Raw genomic sequence first — 11,105 nt, forward strand, 5'->3', positions numbered from 1 at the left:
AACCTTTCAGGAGCATCAATTATGAATACGACCGCCAAAGCTGTGCTGTTTAGTCTTTTCTCTATGATCATGTTTAACGCTCAGGCCAATGAGCATCAGCATGGTGAGATGATGAATATGCAGCCAGCGGCTCAACAGGAACAACTCATTAGCGCTACCGGGGTGATTGAAGCTGTTGATATGGGAAGTAAAAAGATTACGATCAAGCATGATCCTATTCCTGCGGTGAACTGGCCAGCCATGACGATGCGTTTTACACGGGTTGCCGATACGAAGGCTGATGATATTAAGCCAGGCGATAAGGTCGCGTTTACGTTTGTTCAGCAGGGAAATCTCTCTGTGTTACGCGATATTCACATCAGTAAATAACGTTCTCGTTGGTCTCTTTTATTCTTGCCCGGGTTTTTGCGAACGCGGGTGAGACTATCGCGCAATGGAAATCACTATGGCGTCTTTAAATATTAAAAATACCGCGCTTATTCTTGCTGGCATGATTGCCGGTGGGGTTATTTCTGTCGGTATTTATACTTATTATTCATCCGCAAAAGCAACGGCTGAAACCGGGCAGGCTTCGCCAAAAGAAGCCAGAAAAGTGTTGTTCTGGTACGACCCCATGTACCCAAACACGCGTTTTGATAAACCGGGTAAATCGCCATTTATGGATATGGATCTGATCCCGAAATATGCCGATGAAGAGACCGCGAACGCGTCATCACCAGGCGTGCGCATCGATCCTACACAGACCCAGAACTTGGGGCTGAAAACAGAGCCAGTGCGTCGTGGACCACTGCACTACGCGCAAACTTTCCCGGCCAACGTTAGTTATAACGAATACCAGTTTGTTATTGTCCAGGCACGCTCAGCGGGCTTTATCGAGAAGGTTTACCCACTGACCGTGGGGGACAAAATTAAGCAAGGCGCGCCGCTGATCGACCTGACTATCCCCGATTGGGTTGAGGCGCAGAGCGAATATTTATTGCTGCGAGAAACTGGCGGCAGCGCGACGCAGGTGGAAGGAATTCTGGAGAGATTACGTCTGGCTGGAATGCCTGAAGCGGATATTCAGCGTTTAAAATCGACGCGTAAAATTCAGACCCGCTTTACCCTGAAAGCGCCTATTGATGGGGTGATCACCGCATTCGATTTGCGTACTGGTATGAACATTTCCAAAGACAATGTGGTCGCGAAAATTCAGGGTATGGACCCGGTATGGGTCAGCGCGTCGGTCCCGGAATCTATCGCCTGGCTGATTAAAGATGCCTCGCAATTTACCATCACCGTGCCCGCCTGGCCGGATAAGCCTTTCACCATCAGCAAATGGAGTATCTTACCCAGCGTTGATGCTACCACGCGTACGCTCCAGCTCCGTTTACAGGTCGATAATCCTGACGAGGCGCTCAAGCCCGGGATGAATGCTTACCTGCAACTGAAAACACAAAGCGAGCCAATGCTGCTGATCCCGTCTAAAGCGCTAATTGATACGGGTACCGAGCAGCGGGTAATCACCGTTGATAACGAAGGCCGATTTGTGCCGAAACAGGTTGCGGTATTCCATGAATCTCAAGGACTGACGGCTATCCGCTCCGGCCTGACCGAAGGCGAAAAAGTGGTTTCCAGCGGTCTGTTCCTGATTGATTCCGAAGCGAATATCTCTGGCGCACTGGACCGTATGCGCGCCCAGAACAGTAAGACGCAAGACGCAGCCGCCATGCCAGCCCAGGCTACCCATTCACACTGAGGATATGATAAATGATTGAATGGATTATCCGCCGCTCGGTGGCAAACCGTTTTCTGGTGATGATGGGGGCGCTGTTTCTCAGTATTTGGGGAACCTGGACCATCATCAATACCCCGGTTGATGCGCTGCCCGATCTCTCTGATGTTCAGGTGATCGTCAAAACCAGCTATCCGGGTCAGGCGCCGCAAATTGTTGAAAATCAGGTGACCTACCCGCTGACCACCACCATGCTGTCGGTACCGGGCGCGAAAACTGTGCGTGGTTTCTCGCAGTTTGGTGATTCCTACGTGTACGTCATTTTCGAAGATGGTACCGATCCTTACTGGGCGCGCTCGCGCGTACTGGAGTACCTCAACCAGGTTCAGGGAAAATTGCCGGCTGGCGTTAGCGCGGAAATGGGACCGGACGCCACGGGTGTCGGCTGGATATTTGAGTACGCGCTGGTGGATCGCAGCGGGAAACACGATCTGGCGGAATTACGTTCTCTTCAGGACTGGTTTTTAAAGTATGAGTTAAAAACGATTCCCAACGTGGCGGAAGTCGCCTCGGTAGGCGGCGTGGTTAAACAGTATCAGGTCGTTATTGATCCGATGAAGCTGACGCAATATGGCATCAGTCTGGCGGACGTGAAATCAGCGCTGGATACGTCGAATCAGGAAGCGGGCGGCTCATCTGTTGAGATGGCTGAAGCGGAATATATGGTCCGCGCCAGTGGATATCTGCAAACGCTCGATGATTTCAATAACATCGTCCTGAAAACAGGGGCCGACGGTGTACCTGTTTACCTGCGCGATGTGGCGCGCGTACAGATTGGGCCGGAAATGCGCCGTGGGATCGCCGAACTGAATGGCGAAGGCGAAGTGGCGGGCGGGGTGGTTATTCTGCGGTCCGGTAAAAATGCGCGTGAGGTGATCTCCGCGGTTAAAGCCAAGCTCGATACGCTGAAAAGTAGCCTGCCGGAAGGCGTAGAAATAGTTACAACATACGATCGCAGTCAGCTCATTGACCGCGCCATTGATAACCTGAGCTACAAGCTGCTGGAAGAGTTTATCGTTGTTGCGCTGGTGTGTGCATTGTTCCTGTGGCATCTGCGTTCTGCGCTGGTGGCGATTATTTCCCTGCCGCTGGGGCTGTGTATCGCGTTCATCGTGATGCATTTCCAGGGGCTGAACGCCAATATCATGTCGCTGGGGGGCATTGCCATTGCCGTCGGGGCGATGGTCGATGCCGCCATCGTGATGATTGAAAACGCCCATAAGCGGCTGGAAGAGTGGGGGCATCAGCATCCGCATGAAAAGCTGGATAACGCAACGCGCTGGAAGGTCATTACTGACGCCTCGGTAGAAGTCGGCCCGGCATTGTTCATCAGCCTGCTGATTATCACATTGTCGTTTATCCCTATTTTCACGCTTGAGGGGCAAGAGGGGCGACTGTTCGGGCCGCTGGCGTTCACCAAAACGTATGCCATGGCAGGTGCGGCGTTTCTGGCCATCGTGGTTATTCCAATCCTGATGGGATTCTGGATCCGCGGAAAAATACCTGCAGAAAGCAGCAACCCGCTTAACCGTTTCCTGATCCGTATTTACCATCCGCTATTGCTGAAGGTATTGCACTGGCCCAAGACCACCATTCTGGTGGCGGTGCTTTCAATACTGACGGTTATCTACCCGCTGAATAAAGTCGGTGGTGAATTCCTACCGCAGATTAACGAAGGTGACCTGCTGTATATGCCTTCGACATTGCCGGGGATCTCAGCGGCACAGGCAGCGGACATGCTGCAAAAAACCGACAAGCTGATCATGACCGTTCCGGAAGTGGCGCGCGTGTTTGGTAAAACCGGTAAGGCAGAAACCGCAACAGACTCTGCACCGCTGGAAATGGTTGAAACGACGATCCAACTGAAGCCGCAGGACCAGTGGCGTCCGGGGATGACGATGGACAAAATCATTGCCGAGCTCGATAAAACCGTACGCTTGCCGGGACTGGCGAATCTGTGGGTTCCGCCGATTCGTAACCGTATCGACATGCTCTCTACGGGGATCAAAAGCCCAATTGGCATTAAGGTGTCAGGTAACGTTCTGGCAGATATCGACGCCACGGCGGAGCAAATTGAAGAGGTGGCCAGAACCGTGCCGGGCGTCTCTTCGGCGCTGGCTGAGCGCCTGGTCGGGGGGCGCTATATCAATGTGGATATTAATCGGGAGAAAGCGGCCCGGTACGGAATGACCGTCGGCGCGGTGCAACTGTTTGTCACCTCTGCGGTCGGAGGCGCAATGGTCGGCGAAACGGTGGAAGGGATTGCACGTTATCCGATTAACCTTCGCTATGCGCAGAGCTATCGTGATAGCCCGGAAGCGCTGCGTAATCTGCCCATTCTGACGCCCATGAAACAGCAAATCACGCTGGCGGATGTCGCCGACGTGACGGTGGTTTCGGGGCCTTCGATGCTGAAAACCGAAGATGCGCGACCAACCAGCTGGATTTACATCGACGCCCGCGATCGTGACATGGTCTCAGTGGTGAACGATCTGAAAAAAGCGATCGCTGAAAACGTACAGTTAAAGCCGGGGACCAGCGTGGCGTTTTCCGGGCAGTTCGAGCTGCTTGAGCGCGCCAGTCATAAGCTCAAACTGATGGTGCCGATGACGCTGATGATAATCTTCGTTCTGCTTTATCTGGCCTTCCGTCGCTTTGGTGAAGCGCTGCTGATTATCACCAGTGTGCCTTTTGCGCTGGTGGGCGGCATCTGGTTCCTTTACTGGATGGGGTTCCATATGTCGGTTGCAACCGGAACCGGATTTATCGCCCTGGCAGGTGTTGCTGCGGAGTTTGGCGTGGTGATGCTGATGTACTTGCGCCACGCTATTGAAGCCGAACCTGCGTTGGAAAATCCGCAAACCTTTACGGCGGATAAGCTGGATGAAGCGTTATATCACGGTGCTGTGCTGCGCGTGCGCCCGAAAGCGATGACCGTGGCGGTGATTATTGCAGGTCTGTTACCTATATTGTGGGGGACGGGAGCTGGCTCAGAAGTCATGAGCCGCATAGCCGCGCCGATGATTGGCGGCATGATCACCGCACCATTGCTCTCTCTGTTCATTATTCCGGCCGCTTATAAGCTGATGTGGCTGCACAGGCATCGCCACCAAAAGTAATGCCCTGAAGCGCTCGTCTGCCTCGGTTTTACTGCCGAAGCAGGCGTTGCGTTATACCGTCAACGCTTTCACGCGTTTGCGGTACTCGCCCGGCGTGCAGCCAAATTCCCGTAAAAAGACTTTATGAAACGACGATTCGCTGGCGTAACCCACCGACTCGGCAATAACGATTAACGGCTGTGTACCGCGCGATAGCATCTGGGCGGCGAACTGCAGGCGCAGCGCGGTTAACACCGCCAGCGGCGTGGAGTTTGATACTTCACGGAATAGCTGTGCGAAGCTGGCCCGCGACATATGTGCACGTTTTGCCAGTTCTTCGACGGTCCAGGCAAAAGCCGGTGACTCCAGCATCATGAATACAACGGCTCCAAGCCTGGGGTGCAGCAGTAAATTCAGCACATTTTTAGCGGGTGTCGACTGGGCGAGCCACTCGCGAACGGTTAACGCGAACAGCGTAGCGCATTGCTGGCTGCAAACGATGCTGGAGCCAGGCAGGTCGTTGATGTATTCCTCCTGCATTAGCGTAATCATGGCCTTCAGCCAATGGCTGACGGGGCTGTTCTCCTCAGGCGCCAGTAATAATACTTCCGGAAGCGCGGTTAAAAAATAGCGTGAAGATGCCTGTAATCGCAGGCTCCCGCAGACAATATGCGTTTGTTCTTCCCCTGTCTGGCACAGACGATGCGCGGAGTTTTGCGGCAGAATGACTATTGTTCCAGGGCGTAATGTGGAAGATGTTCCGTCAGGCATATCCAGTTGAGCGAATCCCTGGGTTACCGTATGCCAGCGAATAACGGACAGTTCACCCGCCGCATGCGGTAGTTGCCAGTCCCTGCTCAACAGGCAGTTTTGATCAATCGAGCCCTGCGGGTCGTTAAGCATAAGTAATCGGCTAAGTGCGTCCATGAAGACTCCTGGGCAGTTTTTGCTAATGCTAATTGAGATGAAAACAATGCTATTACACATAATTTTATTAATAATTTTATGGTATTAGTTTAATTACTCAATAAGTTGAGTGGAAGGGGAAGAGTGGTTTTTTAGACGATCTGACAGTAATTGGCGCGTTATGGATACATTGTTCGTGCATCGCTAAACCTATAATTCAGTTCAACAAACGAACAGTGACATGGCGGAGAGACAGCATGAATCAGTATCAGGCGATTGTTATCGGATTTGGTAAAGCGGGTAAAACGCTGGCGGCAACACTGGCCAAAACGGGTTGGCGGGTAGCGATTATTGAACAGTCAAACACCATGTATGGTGGGACATGCATCAATATCGGCTGCATTCCCACCAAAACCCTGGTACACGATGCTGAACTTCAGCATGACTTTGCCGCAGCGATGCAGCGCAAGACCTCCGTTGTCAGTTTTCTGCGCGATAAAAACTTCCACAATCTTGCCGATCTGGAAAACGTGGATGTGATTGAAGGTCGTGCTGAATTCATTGATAACCATACAGTGCGGGTCGTACAGCCAACAGGTGAGGTTGAACTGAGCGGCGAGAAAATCTTTATTAATACTGGCGCCCAGTCAACGATTCCGAACGTTGAGGGATTAACCACGACGCCTGGCGTATTTGACAGCACCGGGTTGTTGAATTTGACGCAACGTCCCGAGCGTCTGGGCATTTTGGGCGGTGGGTATATCGGCGTTGAATTCGCATCGATGTTTGCCAACTTTGGTAGCAAAGTCACTATTTATGAAGCAGCTCCGCAGTTTTTGCCTCGTGAAGACCGGGATATTGCTGACACTATCGCCAACATTTTACGCGACCAGGGCGTTGAGCTGATCCTCAATGCCAACGTGCAATCGGTCTCCTCTCACGATAGTGCAGTACAGTTGCACATGCCGGAAGGTACCCAGACGGTGGATGTGCTGCTGGTGGCATCGGGTCGCAAACCGGCGACTGAAAATCTGCAGCTGCAGAATGCGGGTGTAGATGTAAATGACCGTGGTGCCATTATTGTAAATAAATATCTACGTACCTCGGCAGATAACATATGGGCAATGGGCGATGTCACTGGTGGATTACAGTTTACCTATATCTCGCTGGATGACTTCCGTATTGTGCGCGACAACCTGCTAGGCGAGGGGGTACGTAACACGGGTGATCGTCAAAATGTACCATATTCCGTCTTTATGACGCCGCCGCTTTCCCGCGTCGGAATGACTGAAGAACAGGCTCGTGCCAGCGGTGCGGCGGTGCAGATCGTGACGTTGCCGGTAGCGGCTATCCCGCGTGCGCGGGTGATGAATGATACCCGTGGCGTACTTAAAGCGGTGGTGGATAGCGAAACGAAACAAATATTAGGTGTGTCGCTGCTGTGCGTGGATTCTCATGAAATGATTAATATCATCAAGACGGTTATGGATGCGGGGTTACCTTATACCACATTGCGTGACCAAATATTTACCCATCCAAGCATGAGCGAATCACTAAACGATCTCTTTTCGCTCATTAAATAATAATAGCGTAGTCTACATATTTGCCCCACCCGTGTGGGGCTTTTTTATTTGTTTTTATATTTCCTGATACTAATTGACAGTTATTTTGGCGTTACGGATGAAATAAAATAAAGTGACATGTTTTATTATATTTCCACTGAAATAACTTGTTAATGGGAATAGAAATGAACATGTTTAAAACTACGTTACTAATGACTGCATTACTGACTGCTCCGGTGACATTTTCCGTGTTAGCGCAAACCGAGGTTGCCCACGTGAGCGTATCGACTGTGTCTGGCACTCCTTCCGTGGTGGAAGATGCCATTGCGAAACTGGCACAGGAAAAGAAAGCGACTTCCTGGAAAATTACCTCAATGCGCATTGATAGCAGCACTCACGCAACGGCAATTTTGTACAAGTGAGGAGAGCCGGAATGGAAAAATATCTTCGTATATTGGGCAAAGGTGATAGGGTTGGATTAACCTTGATTCGCCTGAGTATCGCGATTGTTTTTATCTGGATTGGGTTATTAAAATTTGTACCTTACGAAGCCGACAGCATTACGCCGTTTGTCGCCAATAGTCCGGTAATGTCATTTTTTTATGAGCATCCAGAAGAATACAAACAACATTTAACCCACGAAGGTGAATTCAAACCGCAGGCTCGTGAATGGCAGACGGCGAATAACACGTATACGTTCTCAAATGGCCTGGGCGTAGTCGAAGTTCTTATCGCTTTGCTGGTGCTGGCTAATCCTGTTAGCCGTTGGCTGGGATTAATTGGCGGCGTTCTGGCATTTGCCACACCAATTGTAACTTTATCATTTTTAATAACCACACCAGAAGCATGGGTGATGCCGCTGGGTGATTTACACCACGGATTTCCGTACTTGTCAGGTGCTGGACGGTTGGTGTTAAAAGATACGTTAATGTTGGCGGGAGCGGTGATGATCATCGCGGATTCTTCCCGATCAATTATTAAGCAAAAGTATTGAATTTTTAACGTTGTACCCTCTGCAAGACAGTAAGCCACTATAGTTCGATTCGGTAATTACCGGGCCAGCAGGACGCTGGCCTTTTTTTCTGCCCTAAGGGAAATTTATGTTATACATGAAATACAATGATTCGCTTTGCCACAATAACCAGTCGGACTTATATTACTGATTAATAATATAGTTACGTAAGCATCTTCTTTCTTCTTTCGATAGCGCACCAGTTCGCATATTGCGTAGTTCCTCCATCAAAATCCATTCATTTTTCTCTGTTTTTTTCTGTGCAATTCTTGCTATTTGTTATCTCAAAATGACACTTTAAAAAAAATTGTTATGCACTTTTGTTATAATTAATCAACACGTTCGCATGGTTTTAGGCATGACTTCAGCTAGAATTAACTTTGATTAAATGTTTTTACGTATCAATAAATGGCTAAAGATAGTTAAAAACTTAATTTTTAACCAACTGTTCGACATGGAATCCACTATGGTAATTAAGCACCAGGGGTGGATGCTGATCTCGCGTTTTGTGAGTAACCAAACGCGAGACATATCTTAAATATGGAAATAAGGGTTTTAGAATGAGCTTTGGATTAGCAAAGGAAGATAAGTTTGAAATCATAGCTACCCTTCGTGAAGAGCTGCACAAGAAAACGAAACTGGAAGTGTTATGTGAAAACAGTAGCGTTATCACGCAGTTAGAGAAGGTTGATTTCGAGCGGTTTGTTATCTCCTGGCACGAAGACATTGCTCCTGAAAAGGTCCAATACTTTATCCTGCACAGCGAAAGCGGGATTGTGAAATTTAGTGCCAGATTCGAGCAAACCCCATCAGCAGGTGCAGAAGTAGGATTATCCTACCTCATACCGGATTTGATTTTCTTTGCCCAGCAGAGACAAAATCAGCGTTTTTCCTTCATGAAGGGGTATGACTTTTTCTGTTTTGGTCGTTACAAAAATGGAGAAAACTACTCTTTCAAGATTAAAAATATCTCGCAGGGTGGTTGTGCGTTAATCGTTAAAGATGTAAACGCCCGTTTTCTTTATAAAGATGCGGTGATTAAAAATGCATCTCTGGATTTCGATACATTTGGCAGTTTACAACTGGACTTAAAAGTGATCGATGTCGTCCTGATCAATGAGTTTGATGAGGATAACCAGTTGTATTCCTGTCATCAGATCTCGTGTGAGTTTGATTTTAAAAATCGTCGTGAAGAAACTGAAGTCGAGAAAATTATTATTAAATTTTTAATGAGTAACAAGATTAGAAGCTTATAAGGAACGGTGAACAGGATGTTGATGTGTGGCAGTGATAATTTTGTGGGCAATGGTATGTTTGCCTACCTCACCAGCAAACATGTACCGATACAAACATTCCAGTTTGAGGATATGTTGCATCAGTCATCATTATGCCAGCATCAAACCATGGTTTTTAATATCATCGATAATGAACATGCGTGTTCGGACATTGTTCAGTTTTTGAATAAAAACCGATTCAAATTTTATAATAACGTCGTGGTGATTGTTGCTGATAGTTTGGTGGCGAAATTATGCGTAGAGTTATTATATGTCGAAAAAATAATAGTTTTGACTGAAAAATCTTCATTGCGTGATTTTGGTCAATTGGCGACATTATCAGTCGGGAAATGGAACCCCCGACTGTATCGTTCGCAGAAAAGATTAACCGAAAGAGAGCAGCAGATCCTGAACTTACTGGTAAGTGGTTATACAGCCAAAGAAATTTCTGAGTTAGTTAGCCTGAACTATAAAACGATTCAGGCACATAAGATGAGAGTCGTCGCCAAGCTTGGCCTGACCAATACCTCTGATTTAAATAAGTTAATTGTCAGATTTACCCATCGTATGTCTTTTTTACCCTAACCTGACCATTCTTTTCTGATGTAATACACCTAATAGTAGATACAATTCGGGAGTGATTTTGACTGGTTTTTAATGTTATGATTTGTAGAGGGAGAGGGGAATGTTTAATTCCAGTGAGGTGCTAACCGCGCTTGAAAAGGCTTTGAATACCAGTCAACTTTATATGGTTTATCAGCCTATTTTCAATTTACATGCCCAGCGTATAAGCGGATTTGAAGCATTAATGCGTTGGAATAGTCCTCAGATGGGTATGATCTCTCCCGATGTTTTTATTACGTTACTGGAAGATAGCGGCAATATTATTTCAATTGAAGATATGGTTACTCACTCTCCGTGGGATGTTGCAACTTCCTGGCCTGACCCCATTGTATTATCCGTCAATATTTCCGCGCTTGAATTCTGCGATCCTCTGTTACCCCAACGCGTCAGACAAAATCTTACCACCTCCGGATTGCCGGTCCATCGATGCCAAATAGAGGTCACCGAAACGTCACCGCTGTACGACAGTCAGATTGCGGCTAAAAATATGACGGAATTAAAGGCGATAGGGGTCAAGCTTGCGCTTGATGATTTTGGAACCGGTCATGCTAATCTTAATTACCTGTTGAAATACCCTTTTGATACCTTAAAAATTGATAAAGAATTTGTCACTGGCATTGAACCCGACACCCGATCGACAAAGATTGTTGAGGGTATTATTTCACTGGCGCATAATTTTGGTATCGAAGTTCTTGCCGAAGGGGTGGAAACCCAGTCCCAGCTGGACCGGTTGATGCAGATTGGTTGTGACAAAATTCAAGGCTTTTTCATTTCGCCCCCGGTGCAGGCACAAGAGATCCCTTCACTCTTAGCGCAATATAATCGTTAATCCTTCCGTATTTACGTTTCCCAATC

At 48.2% G+C, this 11,105-nt stretch carries 10 protein-coding genes; 9 read left to right on the plus strand and 1 reads right to left on the minus strand.

Annotated elements, in window-relative coordinates:
• The first annotated feature begins 21 nt into the window (after positions 1-21).
• The 3 genes from cusF to G4551_RS06720 all read left to right on the plus strand — a co-directional run bounded on the left by cusF (position 22) and on the right by G4551_RS06720 (position 4,893).
• Positions 22-369, plus strand: coding sequence for a cation efflux system protein CusF (gene cusF, locus G4551_RS06710; RefSeq protein ID WP_003835715.1), 348 nt, complete (start codon positions 22-24; stop codon positions 367-369).
• A 76-nt stretch (positions 370-445) separates the two neighbouring features.
• A complete protein-coding gene (locus G4551_RS06715) occupies positions 446-1,738 on the plus strand; it encodes an efflux RND transporter periplasmic adaptor subunit (RefSeq protein WP_003021947.1) in 1,293 nt (430 codons plus the stop codon).
• A gap of 11 nt (positions 1,739-1,749) precedes the next feature.
• A complete protein-coding gene (locus G4551_RS06720) occupies positions 1,750-4,893 on the plus strand; it encodes a CusA/CzcA family heavy metal efflux RND transporter (protein WP_003835712.1) in 3,144 nt (1,047 codons plus the stop codon).
• Positions 4,894-4,944: 51 nt separating this feature from the next.
• Here the strand turns inward: G4551_RS06720 and rclR are convergent, their stop codons facing one another.
• A complete protein-coding gene (rclR, locus tag G4551_RS06725) occupies positions 4,945-5,799 on the minus strand; it encodes a reactive chlorine-specific transcriptional regulator RclR (RefSeq protein ID WP_003835710.1) in 855 nt (284 codons plus the stop codon).
• 236 nt (positions 5,800-6,035) lie between these two features.
• On the opposite strand from rclR, the gene rclA reads away from it, so the two are divergent.
• The 6 genes from rclA (at position 6,036) to G4551_RS06755 (ending at position 11,079) form a co-directional block, all read left to right on the plus strand.
• Complete coding sequence (gene rclA, locus G4551_RS06730; protein ID WP_003835708.1) at positions 6,036-7,361, plus strand: reactive chlorine resistance oxidoreductase RclA; 1,326 nt, start codon at positions 6,036-6,038, stop codon at positions 7,359-7,361.
• 170 nt (positions 7,362-7,531) lie between these two features.
• A complete protein-coding gene (rclB, locus tag G4551_RS06735) occupies positions 7,532-7,762 on the plus strand; it encodes a reactive chlorine resistance periplasmic protein RclB (protein WP_003835706.1) in 231 nt (76 codons plus the stop codon).
• An 11-nt stretch (positions 7,763-7,773) separates the two neighbouring features.
• Positions 7,774-8,334: a reactive chlorine resistance membrane protein RclC gene (gene rclC / locus G4551_RS06740; RefSeq protein ID WP_003021961.1), complete on the plus strand. Its 561-nt coding sequence runs from the start codon at positions 7,774-7,776 to the stop codon at positions 8,332-8,334.
• Between the two features lie 578 nt (positions 8,335-8,912).
• Positions 8,913-9,608, plus strand: coding sequence for a flagellar brake protein (locus G4551_RS06745; RefSeq protein ID WP_003835703.1), 696 nt, complete (start codon positions 8,913-8,915; stop codon positions 9,606-9,608).
• Positions 9,609-9,629: 21 nt separating this feature from the next.
• Complete coding sequence (locus G4551_RS06750) at positions 9,630-10,211, plus strand: helix-turn-helix domain-containing protein (protein ID WP_008319941.1); 582 nt, start codon at positions 9,630-9,632, stop codon at positions 10,209-10,211.
• A gap of 100 nt (positions 10,212-10,311) precedes the next feature.
• Entirely contained in the window at positions 10,312-11,079 is a 768-nt protein-coding gene (locus G4551_RS06755; protein ID WP_003835700.1) for a putative bifunctional diguanylate cyclase/phosphodiesterase, read from the plus strand.
• The last annotated feature ends 26 nt before the right edge of the window (positions 11,080-11,105 follow it).

It is taken from the genome of Citrobacter freundii ATCC 8090 = MTCC 1658 = NBRC 12681, from assembly GCF_011064845.1.
GTDB lineage: Bacteria > Pseudomonadota > Gammaproteobacteria > Enterobacterales > Enterobacteriaceae > Citrobacter > Citrobacter freundii.

Excerpts from the sequence above, each read along its gene's own strand:
- rclC (WP_003021961.1), top strand. The coding sequence starts at position 7,774 with ATGGAAAAATATCTTCGTATATTGGGCAAAGGTGATAGGGTTGGATTA.
- G4551_RS06745 (WP_003835703.1), top strand. The coding sequence starts at position 8,913 with ATGAGCTTTGGATTAGCAAAGGAAGATAAGTTTGAAATCATAGCTACC.
- rclA (WP_003835708.1), top strand. The coding sequence starts at position 6,036 with ATGAATCAGTATCAGGCGATTGTTATCGGATTTGGTAAAGCGGGTAAA.
- rclB (WP_003835706.1), top strand. The coding sequence starts at position 7,532 with ATGTTTAAAACTACGTTACTAATGACTGCATTACTGACTGCTCCGGTG.
- cusF (WP_003835715.1), top strand. The coding sequence starts at position 22 with ATGAATACGACCGCCAAAGCTGTGCTGTTTAGTCTTTTCTCTATGATC.
- rclR (WP_003835710.1), bottom strand. The coding sequence starts at position 5,799 with ATGGACGCACTTAGCCGATTACTTATGCTTAACGACCCGCAGGGCTCG.
- G4551_RS06755 (WP_003835700.1), top strand. The coding sequence starts at position 10,312 with ATGTTTAATTCCAGTGAGGTGCTAACCGCGCTTGAAAAGGCTTTGAAT.
- G4551_RS06750 (WP_008319941.1), top strand. The coding sequence starts at position 9,630 with ATGTGTGGCAGTGATAATTTTGTGGGCAATGGTATGTTTGCCTACCTC.
- G4551_RS06720 (WP_003835712.1), top strand. The coding sequence starts at position 1,750 with ATGATTGAATGGATTATCCGCCGCTCGGTGGCAAACCGTTTTCTGGTG.
- G4551_RS06715 (WP_003021947.1), top strand. The coding sequence starts at position 446 with ATGGCGTCTTTAAATATTAAAAATACCGCGCTTATTCTTGCTGGCATG.